Origin of the sequence: Microbacterium sp. dk485 (assembly GCF_004570445.1) — a bacterium.
Taxonomy (GTDB): Bacteria; Actinomycetota; Actinomycetes; order Actinomycetales; family Microbacteriaceae; genus Microbacterium; species Microbacterium wangchenii.
This window is the reverse complement of the sequence record NZ_SPQW01000001.1, coordinates 355655-369098: the sequence shown is the minus strand read 5'-3', so window position 1 is coordinate 369098 and position 13444 is coordinate 355655. Positions and strand designations below refer to the sequence as shown.

At 72.0% G+C, this 13444-nt stretch carries 13 protein-coding genes; 4 read left to right on the top strand and 9 right to left on the bottom strand.

All coding sequences use genetic code 11. The features are described from left to right. Position 1 precedes the first annotated feature (1 nt). The 3 genes from E4V99_RS01745 to E4V99_RS01735 are packed head-to-tail and all read left to right on the top strand — an operon-like array spanning position 2 to position 2875. Complete coding sequence (locus tag E4V99_RS01745) at positions 2–424, top strand: cytidine deaminase (protein WP_135064169.1); 423 nt, start codon at positions 2–4, stop codon at positions 422–424. Next, positions 421–1731, top strand: coding sequence for a thymidine phosphorylase (locus E4V99_RS01740; RefSeq protein WP_135116242.1), 1311 nt, complete (start codon positions 421–423; stop codon positions 1729–1731). Before E4V99_RS01745 ends, E4V99_RS01740 begins: the two co-directional genes overlap by 4 nt. 22 nt (positions 1732–1753) lie before the next feature. Further along, positions 1754–2875: an adenosine deaminase gene (locus E4V99_RS01735; protein WP_135116240.1), complete on the top strand. Its 1122-nt coding sequence runs from the start codon at positions 1754–1756 to the stop codon at positions 2873–2875. A 109-nt stretch (positions 2876–2984) separates the two neighbouring features. Here E4V99_RS01735 and E4V99_RS01730 read toward each other — a convergent pair whose 3' ends face one another. The 8 genes from E4V99_RS01730 to E4V99_RS01695 form a co-directional block, all read right to left on the bottom strand. Next, positions 2985–3902: a type IV toxin-antitoxin system AbiEi family antitoxin domain-containing protein gene (locus E4V99_RS01730; protein ID WP_187270393.1), complete on the bottom strand. Its 918-nt coding sequence runs from the start codon at positions 3900–3902 to the stop codon at positions 2985–2987. Positions 3903–4291: 389 nt separating this feature from the next. Then, on the bottom strand, positions 4292–5059 hold the full coding sequence (locus E4V99_RS01725; RefSeq protein ID WP_135116238.1) for an alpha/beta hydrolase: 768 nt from the start codon (positions 5057–5059) through the stop codon (positions 4292–4294). Then, positions 5056–6213 carry a mannitol-1-phosphate 5-dehydrogenase gene (locus E4V99_RS01720; protein WP_135064181.1) on the bottom strand — a complete coding sequence of 386 codons (1158 nt, stop codon included), beginning with the start codon at positions 6211–6213 and terminating at the stop codon, positions 5056–5058. Before E4V99_RS01720 ends, E4V99_RS01725 begins: the two co-directional genes overlap by 4 nt. After that, positions 6210–6647 carry a PTS sugar transporter subunit IIA gene (locus tag E4V99_RS01715; RefSeq protein WP_135064184.1) on the bottom strand — a complete coding sequence of 146 codons (438 nt, stop codon included), beginning with the start codon at positions 6645–6647 and terminating at the stop codon, positions 6210–6212. The genes E4V99_RS01720 and E4V99_RS01715 overlap by 4 nt, the downstream gene beginning before the upstream one ends. Positions 6648–6757: 110 nt before the next feature. Continuing rightward, positions 6758–8368: a PTS mannitol transporter subunit IICB gene (locus E4V99_RS01710; RefSeq protein WP_167747738.1), complete on the bottom strand. Its 1611-nt coding sequence runs from the start codon at positions 8366–8368 to the stop codon at positions 6758–6760. Beyond that, positions 8365–10056: a phosphoenolpyruvate--protein phosphotransferase gene (ptsP, locus tag E4V99_RS01705; protein WP_135116236.1), complete on the bottom strand. Its 1692-nt coding sequence runs from the start codon at positions 10054–10056 to the stop codon at positions 8365–8367. The genes E4V99_RS01710 and ptsP overlap by 4 nt, the downstream gene beginning before the upstream one ends. A 13-nt stretch (positions 10057–10069) precedes the next feature. After that, positions 10070–10345, bottom strand: a complete 276-nt coding sequence (locus E4V99_RS01700) for an HPr family phosphocarrier protein (protein WP_135064190.1) — start codon at positions 10343–10345, stop codon at positions 10070–10072. Between the two features lie 19 nt (positions 10346–10364). Further along, entirely contained in the window at positions 10365–10706 is a 342-nt protein-coding gene (locus tag E4V99_RS01695; RefSeq protein ID WP_135116234.1) for a PTS sugar transporter, read from the bottom strand. Positions 10707–10901: 195 nt separating this feature from the next. On the opposite strand from E4V99_RS01695, the gene E4V99_RS01690 reads away from it, so the two are divergent. Continuing rightward, positions 10902–12827 carry a PTS sugar transporter subunit IIA gene (locus tag E4V99_RS01690; protein WP_135117196.1) on the top strand — a complete coding sequence of 642 codons (1926 nt, stop codon included), beginning with the start codon at positions 10902–10904 and terminating at the stop codon, positions 12825–12827. 21 nt (positions 12828–12848) lie between these two features. Here the strand turns inward: E4V99_RS01690 and E4V99_RS01685 are convergent, their stop codons facing one another. Beyond that, positions 12849–13439: a GNAT family protein gene (locus E4V99_RS01685; protein ID WP_135064196.1), complete on the bottom strand. Its 591-nt coding sequence runs from the start codon at positions 13437–13439 to the stop codon at positions 12849–12851. Positions 13440–13444: the final 5 nt, after the last annotated feature.

Sequence of the window (13444 nt, the reverse complement as noted above, 5' to 3'; positions counted from 1 at the left end):
CGTGACCGACATCCACTGGGACGAGCTGCGTTCGGCCGCGACCGACGCCATGCAGCGGGCCTACGCCCCCTACTCGCGCTACAAGGTCGGTGCCGCCGCGCTCGTCAGCGACGGTCGCATCGTCTCGGGCTGCAACGTGGAGAACGCCTCGTACGGCGTGGGCCTGTGCGCCGAATGCGGGCTCGTGTCCGACCTGCACATGTCCGGCGGCGGCCAGCTGGTGGCCTTCGTGTGCGTCAACGGCGAGGGGCAGACCATCATGCCGTGCGGCCGGTGCCGGCAGCTGCTGTTCGAGCACGCCATCCCGGGGATGCTGCTGGAGACGGTATCGGGCATCCGCACGATCGACGAGGTGCTGCCCGACGCGTTCGGGCCGCGTGACCTCGACGTCCGGCAGACGCGCAGCGAGGACGCCGGGAGATGACCGATCCGGCAGCATCCGCCCCGGTGGAGCCGCACGACGCCATCGACGTCATCCGCGCCAAGCGCGACGGCGGGACGGTGCCCGAGCCCGCGCTGCGCTGGATGATCGACGCCTACACGCGCGGGTACGTCACCGACCCGCAGATGTCGGCGTTCACGATGGCGGTGCTGCTGAACGGCATGGACCGCGACGAGATCCGTGTGATGACCGACGCGATGATCGCCTCGGGGGAGCGCATGGACTTCTCCTCCCTGGGCAAGCCCACCGTCGACAAGCACTCCACCGGCGGCGTGGGCGACAAGATCACCCTGCCCCTGGCTCCGCTGGTCGCCAGTTTCGGCGTGGCCGTGCCGCAGCTGTCCGGGCGCGGACTGGGGCACACCGGCGGAACCCTGGACAAGCTCGAGTCGATCCCCGGCTGGCGCGCCGCGCTGTCCAACGACGAGATCCTCGCGCAGCTGGCCGACGTGGGCGCCGTGATCTGCGCCGCCGGGTCGGGCCTCGCGCCCGCCGACAAGAAGCTCTACGCGCTGCGGGATGTCACCGGCACCGTCGAGGCCATTCCGCTGATCGCTTCCAGCATCATGTCGAAGAAGATCGCCGAGGGCACCGACGCGCTCGTGCTGGATGTCAAATTCGGCTCCGGCGCCTTCATCCCCGATCTCGACCGGGCGCGGGAGCTCGCCCGCACGATGGTCGCGCTGGGCACCGATTCGGGCGTTGCCACCACGGCCCTCCTCACCGACATGAGCACGCCGCTGGGCCGTACGATCGGCAACGCCAACGAGGTGCGCGAATCGGTCGAGGTGCTCGCCGGCGGCGGCCCTGCCGACGTGGTCGAGCTGACGGTCGCCCTGGCGCGCGAGATGCTCGCCCTCGCCGGCCGCCCCGACGCCGACGTGGAGAAGGCGCTGGCCGACGGACGTGCGATGGACGTGTGGCGCCGGATGATCCGCGCCCAGGACGGCGACCCGGATGCGGCCCTCCCGCAGCCGCGCGAGACCCACACCGTCACCGCCGATCGCGGCGGGGTCGTGACCCGCGTCGACGCCCTCCCCTTCGGCATCGCCGCCTGGCGGCTGGGTGCGGGCCGAGCGCGTGCGCAGGACCCGGTCATCCACGCGGCGGGCATCGACCTGCACGTCCAGCCCGGCGACACCGTCACCCCGGGGCAGCCGCTGTTCACGCTGCTCGCCGACGACGGCGCGCGCTTCGGCCGTGCCCTGGACGCGCTCACGGATGCGTGGAGCATCGGCGACGACCCCCTCGAGCCCGCCCCCCGCGTCCGCGAACGCATCACCGCTTGACCACCGCCCCCCGGAGGAACCCATGGCTATCGATCCCGACGGCGACACCCGCATCCAGGGGCGGTCGCTGCGCGCGCTGCCCAAGGTGTCGCTGCACGACCACCTCGACGGCGGCGTGCGTCCCGCGACCGTGCTCGACCTCGCCGATGCCGCAGGGCTCGAACTGCCCGCATCCGACGTCGACGGCCTCGCCGACTGGTTCGCCGAGCAGGGCGATTCCGGCTCGCTCGAGGAATACCTGAAGACCTTCGAGGTGACCGTCGGGGTCACCCAGTCCCGCGCGGCGCTCACGCGCGTCGCGCGCGAATTCGTCGAGGATCTCGCCGCAGACGGCGTCATCTACGGCGAGGTCCGGTGGGCACCCGAACAGCACGTGACCGGCGGGCTCGCCCTCGAGGAGGCCGTCGAGGCCGTGCAGGAGGGCATCGAAGAGGGTGAGGACGCCGCGCAGGACGCCGGTCGCGACATCCGCGTCAGCCAGCTGCTCACCGCGATGCGTCACACCGACCGGTCACTGGAGATCGCACGCCTCGCGGTGGACTGGCGCGACCGCGGCGTCGTCGGGTTCGACATCGCCGGGCCCGAGGACGGCTTCCTCCCGGCCCGCCACCGGGCGGCGTTCGACCACCTCGCGGAGGAGTTCTTCCCCGTGACGGTGCACGCCGGCGAAGGCGCCGGGCTCGACAGCATCCGTTCGGCGCTGCTGGACGGCCGCGCCCTGCGGCTCGGGCACGGCGTGCGCATCGCGGAGGACCTCGACGTCATCGACCGTGAGGGCGACGAGGTGCGAGTGCACCTCGGCGAGCTCGCGCGGTGGGTGCGCGACCGTGAGATCGCGCTGGAGCTGTCGCCGTCGTCGAATCTGCAGACCGGTGCCGTCGCGGCGTGGGGAACGACGCTGGAGGACCACCCGTTCGACCTGCTGTACCAGCTCGGATTCGCGGTGACGGTCAACGTCGACAACCGCACGATGAGTCGCACGTCGCTCACGCGCGAGCTCGCGCTGCTCGCGGAGGCCTTCGACTACGGGCTGGATGACGTGGAGGCCTTCCAGCTGAACGCCGCTGCCGCCTCGTTCCTGCCGATCGAGGAGCGCGAGGAGCTGATCGACATCATCTCCGACGCCTTCGCCCGCCGCCGCTGACCCGGCCCGGTGGCTGCGGCCGGTCGGGCCGGTGCGGGTGCGGCCGGCCCGCGCTGCCGGCCCGCTGCTGCCCGTTGCTGCCCGCTGCTGCCGCTCTCGCCCGAACTCCTCAATGGCGACGCATCCACCGCCGGTTCGGCCGGTTTTCCCCGCGGCGGCGCGAAGTCTTGAGGAGTTCGGGGAAGCCGGAGGCGTCCCGAGCCGCGAGGACTGCCTTCATCGCGGCGACGACGTCCTCGTACCGGAACAGGATGTCCTCGGCGACGGGGCGCACGGTGGTGTAGCCGAGCGCCGCGGCGGCCAGGTCGCGGCGACGATCGCGCCGTTGCGCCTCCCACCCTTCGTGATAGGCGCGACTGTCGCACTCGACGATGAGCCAGCCGTCGATCACGAGGTCGACCCGGCCCACCGTGGGGATCCGCACCTGCACGTCGACGCGGCATCCGAGCGCCCGGAGGAGGAGGCGCATCAGGGTCTCCGGACCGGATTCGCTCCGTTTGTCCAGGAGGCCGCGGAGGGCCCGATAGCGGAGGGGCAACCGGGCGAAGATGCCGGCGATGTCGGCCTCATCCACCACACCGAGATGCCACGCGGAGTCGAGGGTGGCGACGGCATCCCGGGGAGCCTGGCACCGTACGGCCTGGGCGAGGGCCTCGATGATGTCGGCGGCGAGGGTGTGCGATGCCCCGGTGGAGGGACGCCAGTGCGGCACCGCCTCGACGGGGCGAGGTGGGAGCCGGCTCGCGCCGTTGTCGAACTGCACGTGCAGCGTCGCGACGGAACGGACGAACACGCCGAGGAGGGCGAGCAGAGTGACGCAGTCCAGCCGCCCGCCCAGGCGTGCTGCCTCCAGGAGCGGGGCGGGCAGATCGCCGGGAGCGTAGCGACCTTGGCGCACCCGGATCAGGCGACCGAGGTCGACCATCGCACGGAGCTGCACCTTGGTCCAGCCGGCGGCCCGCAGCTCCGCTGTCCGCCAGAACCGCGCCGCGAGGACCGGCACCACCTCGGGATCTGCTGTCGTCATCCCCCCAACCAACCGCGGCGACGCCCTTCGGGGTGGGGGACGGCACGCATTCGTGGATGAGGGCGCTCGAACCGTACCTGGGGAGGAGTCCCCGCCACTTCCCGAACTCCTCAAGAACGGGTGGGAGGCGGGCGGAGAAGGACCGTATCGGTCTCTTCGCCCGCGAATCTGAGGAGTTCGGGATGCGTCGAGACGTCGACGCAGTCGCGCGGGGGCGCGGCGCGCGGAGGCGGACGGGGGGGTGACGCGGCTCGCCCCGTGCCGAACTCCTCACATCCGCGCCCGCAGGGGGTGCGGAAAGGCCGGATCGGGCCGATCCGCGCCGGAATTGAGGAGTTCGGGAAGTGCGGAGGCCGAGAGGCAGAGGAGGGCGGCGGAGGGAGGAGGCGTCAGGGGACGGGGAGGAAGGCGGAGAGGGCGGCGGTGAGCGCAGCGGCCATCGTGGCGTCGGAGACGGCCGGCGTGCCGTCGCCGTCCTGCGGCCCGTAGGCGCCGAAGGAGGAATGCGAGGCGCCCGGGATCTCCACGAACACCGTGCCGGAGGGGAGGGTCGCCGCGGCGTCGGCGATCTTCTCGGGCGTGGAGAGGCCGTCTTCCGACCCGGAGATGCTCAGCACCGGAAGCCCGCTGCCGCTGAGGTCGGCCCCGCAGTACGAGGCGAAGAGCACCAGAGCGTCCGCCTCCGTCGCGAGCTGACACGCGCGCACTCCGCCCAGCGAGTGCCCGCCCACCGCCCACGACGACACGTCGGGGGCGAGCTCGGTGAACGCCGACAGCGCCCGCGGGTCGAAGAACGCGACGCCCAGCCACGGCCGCGTGATGACGACCGTGAGCCCCTCCTCGGCCACCGCCCCGGCGAGGGTCGGGGCGTACGCCCACGGATCGACCTTCGCGCCGGGGATGAAGACGAGCCCGTCGCCGCTCCCGCCGCCTGCTGGAGCCAGCACGATCCCGGCCGCGCCGTCGGTCACCGCGATCGCGGAGTCCGCCCGCACGTCGGCGACCGGCCGGGGCTCGGCGCGGTACACCCCGACCTGACTCCAGATGACGACGCCTGCCAGCGACAGCACGGCAACGCCCCCGACGGCCCCCAGAACCCACGCGAGGATGCGCCGGCCGCGGCGTCGCGGAGACGCGGGGGAGCCGCCCGCCGTCACGAAGGGATCTCGGCCTGGCGGGATTCCACGATGCGCTGGATGCGGGGGAACAGCGGATGCTGCGGCTCGAGGCCCGTGACGGCCTCGGTGAACTCCGCCGCCGGCAGTTCGCGCAGCATCCGCTGCATGTCCACGGCCTGGGCGTCCTCGGGGTCGTCGAAGGCGAGCGCTGCCGCCATGGCCGCGACGAGGGCGTCGACGGGGAGCCCGTGTTCGATCGCCTCGGCGGCAGGCCCGACGAACCGCTCGTGGCGGGAGAGCTTGCGCAGCGGCTGCCGTCCGACGCGCCACACGGTGTCCGGGAGCGCGGGATTGCGGAAACGCCGCAGGATCGTCTCCCGGTACTCGTGCTGGGCGGCCGGATCGAGGTCGTGCTTGCGGATGAGCAGCTCGGAGGTCTCCCGCAGCGCCGCGTCGACCTTGCCGGCGATGGCGGGTTCGGCGAGGGCGTCGGAGATCCGCTCGATGCCGGCGGCGGCGCCGAAGTACGCCGTCGCGGCGTGCCCGGTGTTGACCGTGAAGAGCTTGCGTTCGATGTAGGGCGCGAGGTCGTCGACGAAGTGCGCGCCGGGGATGTGGGGCGGCTCGTCGCCGAAGGGGCCGCGTTCGATCGCCCACTCGTAGAACGGCTCGACGGTCACGTCGATGCCGCCGCCGGGCTCCTGGGCGGGGACGATGCGGTCAACGGCCGTGTTGGCGAACACGGCGCGTGCGGAGACGGCGTCCCACGCGTCGCCGGCCGCGGCGGCCATCTCCTCCCGCAGGGTGTCGGTGGCCCCGATCGCGTTCTCGCACGCCATGACCTTCAGCGGCGCCGCGGCGGGGTCGCGCAGCCCCAGACCTGCCACGATGTGCGGCGCGACGAACCTCAGGATCGTGGGTCCGACGGCCGTCGTCACGATGTCGGCCGAAGCGATCGCCTCGACGAGCGCCGGCGCATCCGTGGCGCTGTTGATGGCCCGGAAGCCGGTGACGACCGTGTCGACGCCGCCCTCGCCCACCTCGTGGACGGTGTACTCGGATGCGGCGTTGATGGCGTCCACGAGAGGCTCGGACACGTCGGCGAAGACGAGGTCGTACCCGCCCTGGTGCAGCAGCAGCCCGACGAATCCGCGCCCGATGTTGCCGGCGCCGAAGTGGACGGCGGTGCTCACTGGTTGACCGCCGAGAGCGCCGTGTACAGCTCCTCGGGGGTCTGCGCCTTCTTCAGCCGCTCCACCTCGTCCTCGTCGGAGAACAGGATGGCGATCTGGGAGAGGATCTCCAGGTGCTCATCGCCCTTGCCGGCGATGCCCACGACGAACGTCACCGGCTCGCCGCCCCAATCCACGCCGCCGTCGTAGCGCACGACCGACAGTCCCGACTCCAGGATGGTCTGCTTGGTCTCGTTGGTGCCGTGGGGGATGGCCAGCTCGTTGCCCATGTAGGTCGAGACGGTCTCCTCGCGCTGCTGCATGGCGTCGAAGTAGCCGCTCGTGACGGCGCCCGCGGCCTCGAGGATGTCGGCGGCCTCCTTCATCGCCTCCTCCCGCGTGGCACTGCCGGAGTGGATGCGCACCTGCCCGATTCCGAGGACTTCCCGTGTCATGGTCCTGCCTTTCGATTGATCGTCGTGATCCCACCCTCCCAGCCGGGAGCGCGGACGGAAAGGCCGTGGGGCCGGGGGCATCACGCCGGCCCGGCCCCGCGGCTGTCGTGTCAGTGGGACTCGTCGTGCTGGTCGCGCACGAGCTCGACCACCTCGTCGTACTTCGGGGAGTTCATGAAGTTGTCCACCGACACATGGATCGCATCCGGGCTCTGCCGGCGTGCCCGGTCGGTGAGCTGGTTCTGCGTGATCACCAGGTCGGCGGAGTCGTCGAGGTTCGCGATCGCCTTGTTCACGACCGTGACGTCGGCCACTCCGGCCTTCTTGATCTTGTTGCGCAGCACGCTCGCGCCCATCGCGGAGGAGCCCATGCCCGCGTCGCACGCGAACACGATGTTGCGCACCGGCTTGGTGGTCACGACGCGACCGCCGTCGAGCTGTCCGCCGGTGCCCTCCTCGGTCTCGAGCCGGTCCACGGCGTCCTCGGCGCTGCGCACGGTGGCGCGGTCCTTGCCGTCGGAGGCGCGCAGCGCGTCCAGTGCGGCGGAGGACTTGCCCTTGTTCGCGGCGGTCTTGGACACCGCCTCGGAGAACTGGTCGGCCTCGGCCAGCAGGTCTCGCTTGCGCGAGGCCCGCAGGATCACCGACGCGATCAGGAACGTCACCGCGGCCGACAGTACGACCGAGAGGATGACGGCGAAGTACGATCCGTTGGCGGTCTGCGCCACCACCGCGACGATGCTTCCCGGCGCCGCGGGCGCGCGCAGCGCACCGCCCAGCAGCATGTTGGTGGTGACGCCGGTGGCGCCGCCGGCGATGAGGGCGACGATGAGCACCGGCTTCATGAGCGCGTACGGGAAGTACACCTCGTGGATGCCGCCGAAGAACTGGATGATCGCGGCTCCGGGTGCCGACGCGCGCGCGGCGCCGATGCCGAAGAACGTGAAGGCCAGCAGGAGGCCCACGCCGGGGCCGGGGTTGGCCTCGAGGAGGAACAGGATCGACGAGCCGTCCTGCGACGCCTGCTCGATGCCCAGCGGAGTGAGCACGCCGTGGTTGATGGCGTTGTTGAGGAAGAACACCTTCGCCGGCTCGATGAGCACGCTCGTCAGCGGCAGGAGGTTGGTCTCGACGAGCCATCCCACCGCCGCGCCGAGCACGTCCATGAGGCCGTTGATGAGCCATGCCAGCGGGTAGAACCCGAGGATCGCCATCGCGAAGCCCCAGATCCCGGCCGAGAACATGTTGACGAGCATCTCGAAGCCGGCACGGATCTTGCCGTCCCACAGCTTGTCGAGCTGCTTCATCGTCCACGCGGCGATGGGCGCCATGATCATCGCGCCGATGAACATGTTGATCTCGCCGAGCTGGTTGTCGGCGGGGAGGGTCTCGTTGATCTGGGCGATCAGGTAGTCCGAGCCGGCGATGACGCCGAATGTCGCGATGGAGCCGACCACGCCGCCGCGCACGCCGTACACGATGTGACCGCCGAGGTAGGCGATCAGGATCGGCAGCAGGTAGTGGATGAAGGGCCCCACGATCGTGGCGAGCTGCGCGTTGGGCGTCCAGCCCTTCTCGATGAAGAAGGCCGTGAAGATGCCCCACGCGATGAGCGCGGGGATCAGCGGCATGATCATGCCGGAGAGGAAGGTGCCGAAGCGCTGGACGGCGACGCGCGCGCCGCCTCCTGAACGCGTCGCGGGTGCGGACGCCGTTGTCATGGCTGTGTCACTTTCTGTGAAGCGGAGGCGGCTCGTGCCGCCTCGCGAGCGGAGGCCGCGCCGTCTGCGGCCAAGGCGGCCTCGGCGACGCGGCGGGCGTCGTCGAGGGTGTGGGAGAGCAGGCTGGCGCGCACGTCGGCGAGAGCCGTGGGCGCCATGGACAGCGTGGTCGCGCCCAGGCCCACCAGGACGACGGCCAGGAGCGGATCGGCTGCCGCCTCACCGCAGATCCCCACGGGCTTTCCCAGGGCGGCGCCGGCGTCCCCGACTTCGCGCACGAGGCGCAGGACGGCCGGATGCCACGGGTCCTGGAACGCCGCGACGGAGCCGAGGAGGCGGTCGGCGGCGAGGGTGTACTGCGTGAGGTCGTTCGTGCCGATGGAGGCGAAATCGGCGTGGGCGAGGATGCGGTCGGCCAGCAGCGCCGAGGAGGGCACCTCCACCATGACCCCGGCCGTCTTGACCCCGTACTCCCGCGCCAGGGCGACGAAGTACTCGGTCTCCTCGACCGTGGAGACCATCGGCGCCATGACCCACAGGTCGGCGGGGCCCTCCGGCGTCGCCCGGGTGGCGGCATCCGCCTCGGCCAGCGCGGTCAGCTGCTCGCGCAGGATGTCCTCACTGGCCCGCAGCGCCCGCAGACCCCGCAGGCCCAGCGCGGGGTTCTCCTCGTGCGAGTCGTTGAGGAACGGCAGCGGCTTGTCGGCGCCGGCGTCCAGCACCCGCACGACGACCTTCTTCCCGGGGAACGCGGAGAGCAGGCGCGTGTACGCGTCGCGCTGCTCGGCCACCGTGGGGGCGGCGTTGGCGCTGAGGAAGAGGAACTCGGTGCGGAACAGGCCCACGCCCTCCGCGCCCAGCTCGACGGCCTGGACGGCGTCCTGCGGCTTGCCGAGGTTCGCCAGCAGCGGCACGGCGGTCCCGTCGGCGAGGGCCCCGGGGGTGACCGGGGCGGCCGCCGCGGACGCGCGCTCGGCGGCGCGGTTCTCCGCGCGGTCCAGTTCCTCCTGGCTCGGGGCGACCGTGACGACTCCCGCGGCGGCGTCGACGATCACGACCGTGCCGTCGGCGAGGGAACTCGCGTCGGCGGCCCCCACGACGGCGACGATGTTCTTCTCCCGCGCGAGGATCGCCGTGTGCGAGGTCGGCCCGCCCTCGGTGGTCACCAACGCGAGCACCATGTCGAGGTTCAGCAGCGCGGTGTCGGCGGGGGCGAGGTCTTTCGCGACGAGCACGAACGGGTGCCCCGGGTCGGGGATGCCGGGAGCGGGAACGCCGCGCAGGCGCGCGATGACGCGCTGGGCGACGTCGTCCAGGTCGGCGGCGCGCTCGCCGAGGTAGCCGCCGAGTGCCGTGAGCTGGTCGCGGAACGACGCGAACGCCTCCCACACCGCCCGCTCGCCGGTCTTGCCGTCGGCCACGCGCGTGTCCACCTCGGTGAGGAGGGCGGGGTCCTCGGCCATCATCGCCTGCGCTTCGAGCACGTCGCGCGCCGCGCCACCGGCCTGGGCACCGCGCTCCTCGAGCTCTCGGGCCACCGCCCTCACCGCGTCGCGGACGCGCGCCCCCTCGTCCTCGGCGGACCGCGTGCTGGCGACGTCCTCGGGTGGGGGGAAGGGCTCGGCCATGCGTGCCACGGGGCCCTGGGCGACGCCCAGTCCGATCCCCACGCCACGAAGCTCGGTCATCTCCGCGGTCCCCTCACTGTGCGTCATGGTCGGTGCTGAGCAGGTCGGCCAGCGTGTCCAGCGTGGCCTCGGCACCCTCGCCGTCGGCGGTGAGGGTGACGTAATCGCCCTGTTCGATGCCCAGGGCGATGACCCCCAGGATGCTCGCGGCGTTCACGGGGGCGCCAGAGTCCTTGGCGATCGTGACGGGGATGCCGGAGTCCTTGGCCGCCTGGGCGAACATCTTCGCCGGGCGGGCGTGCAGTCCGTGGGACGATCCGATCCGCACCGTGCGGGTGAGGGAGGGCATGCTTCCTGCTTTCTCGCGCTTACGCGTTCGTTTCCGTGGTGGAGAGGGGGTCGGGTCGGTCGGCGAGGGTCGCGCGCACGAGGTCGAGGGTGCGCTCTCCCGTGAGGTCGCTGAAGACGTCGTCGGGGAGGACTGCCACGGCGACGTCGAGGGCGGCGGCGCTGCGTTCGATCCGCTCGCGTTCGGCAGCCAGGTGCGGGCCCACCAGGATGATGTCGGCGGAGTCCAGGTCGATCGCGAGCGAACCGGTGGTCCCGGCGACCGCCGAGTACGGCAGACCCTGCTCGTGGGCGGCGCGGCGCACGCGCTGAGCCACGAACGTGCTCGACGCACCCGCTCCGCAGATCACCAGGATCCTCATCGACCAGCCTCCTCCCCGGCCATTGTTCTTCGTCGGCGCGGGCCGGACAACCAGGTCCCTTTCCCACCCCCCGGAACGACGGATCGAGCCGGGGCCTCCGACCCTGCTCGGCGCGTGCGGCGCCATGATTGACTGGTGACGGCCCCGTACCCGGCCGTGGAGGACGATCGTGACGGCAGCGAGGACGGCGACGCCATGACGCGAGCCCGTCAGGACCGGCTTCTGAGCCTGCTTCTGCGCGACGGACGGTGGGCGACGGCCGCCGCGCTCGCCGATCTGCTGGGGGTCACCCCCCGCAGCATCCGGTCGTACGTCACGGCGCTGAACGCGCGCGCCGGCGGGGGGACGGCGGTGGAGTCCGGTCCTCTCGGCTACCGGGCCGGGCCGGATGCGGCGGCGGCTCTGCGTGCGGGGCCCGCCGCGGATGCGGGGACTCCGCGCGACCGGCTGCACACGCTCGTGCGCGCGCTGCTGGGCCGTGCCGAGGGGATCGACGTGTTCGAGACCGCCGACGCGCTGCACGTGAGCCCGGCAACGCTGGAGGCCGACCTCGCCCGCGTGCGGGGGCTGCTGGGCGGGACCGAACTGACGCTGGAGCGCTCGGCGTCGATCGCGCGGCTGCGGGGAACGGAGATGGCCCAGCGACGCCTGCTCAGCCGACTGGCGCACGACGAGATGGATGCCGGCTCCTTCGATCTGGAGGCGCTGCGCCGGACGCTGGGCGAAGGGTCGGTGGGGGCGGAGGCCTTCGGGCCGTTCAAGGCCGACCTGGCCGCGGAGCTGACGGCACTGGGCTACTACGTCAACGAGTACGGCATCGGCGACGTCGTGATGCACATCGCCATCGCCGCCGACCGCATCGCCCGCGATCGCGCCATGGACGGCACGGCGGGGGAGATGCCTCCCGCGCACGAGCAGGTCGCCGAGCTCCTGGACCGGCTCGCCCAGAGGCACCTGGGCGTGCGTCTGGGCGCCGGGGACCAGCAGCATCTGGCGACGCTCGTCCTCACGCGCGTCGTGGCCCCCGGGGCACCTGCCGCGGATGACGCGCGCACGCGGCTGGATCCGCGCGTGGAGAGCGCGGTGCGCACGGTGGTCGAGCGCGCGGCATCCGAATTCCTCGTCGACATCGCGCACGAGGGGTTCATCCTGCGCCTGGCCCTGCACGTGCAGAACCTCCTGCACCGCTCCCGCGCGCAGGCGTGGTCGCGCAATCCGCTGACGCGGTCGCTGAAATCGACTTATCCGATGATCTTCGAAGTGGCCGTGTTCATCGCCAGCCAGCTCCACGAGAGCCTGGGCATCCCCATCGTCGACGACGAGATCGCCTACATCGCGATGCACGTGGGCGGTCGCCTGGAGCGCAGCCGGCGCGAGGAATCGCTCCTGACGGCCACCATCGTGTGCCCGGGGTACTACGAGCTGCACGAGCTGCTGCGCTCGAGCGTCGACCGCTCCCTGGGTCAGGCGATCGAGGTCGTCGGGGTCGAGACGCGCGTGGATCCGGACTGGTCGGCGATCGACACCGACCTGATCCTCACCACGATCGACCCGCCGGAACCGGGGGAGCGCATCGTGCGGATCCAGCCGTTCCTCACCGACTCCGACATCGACCGCGTGCAGGCCGCCGCCGCGCGCATCCGTCGCGGCCGGCGTCTGCGGCGGCTCCGCGGCGAGCTGGAGCGCTACTTCGACTCCTCCGCTTTCGTGCGGGGCCTGGAGCCGGACGGGGGAGAGGCCGGGGTCATCCGTCAGCTCGGGGGCATGCTCGTGCGGCAGGGCGTCATCGACGACGACTACGTCCAGCGCGCCATCGAGCGCGAGCGGCTGTCGTCGACGGCGTTCACGGATGCCCTCGCCGTCCCGCACGCCATCGGCATGACCGCATCCCGCACGCAGATCGCGATCGGCATCGCCGACCCCTCGATCCCGTGGGGGGAGGGGCGCGTGCAGGTGGTCGCGTTCGTGGCCTTCTCCGAGGCGGATCGCGAGGCGTTCCAGACGGTCTTCGAGCAGTTCGTCGAGGTGTTCTCCGAGCGCGACAGCGTGCAGCGCATCGTGCGGCGCGCGACGGATTTCACGGCGTTCCTCGACGAGCTCGTCGCCGTGATCGACGGCTGAGCCGGGGCCCCGCTGCGCGCGTCAGGCCGACGCGTCGCCCCGATCCAGGCGCGCCTGGAGCCCGCGGCGCACGGCGGGCCACTCCCCGGGGAGGATGGAGTACACCACCGTGTCGCGCAGGATCCCGTCCGCGCCCACGCGGTGGTTGCGCAGGACACCGTCCTGCTTCGCGCCGAGTCGCTCGATCGCGGCGCGGGACTGCCGGTTGTGCCAGTGCGTGCGGAACTCCACGGCGATCGCATCGCACGCCTGGAAGGCGTGCGTCAGCAGCAGGAGCTTGGCGGCCGTGTTCACGGCCGTGCGCTGGACCGGCAGGCCCAGCCACGTGTGGCCGATCTCGACGTGCCGGTTGGCCTGGTCGATGTTGCAGAAGGTGGTCTCGCCCACGGCGACGCCCTCGTGCACCACCGCCCACGGGTTCATGACGCCCTCGTCCCGCCACCGCAGGCGCCGCGCGATGTCGTCGGCGACCGCATCCGGTGCGGGGATCGTGGTGTACCACGCGTGCTCGAGGCCCCGCGCGGCGGCGGCGAGGTCGTCGGCGTGGGCAGGGGTCAGCGGCTCCAGCCGCACGTGCGCGTTCTCCAGCACCACCGGGTCGGCCAGATCCATGCCGC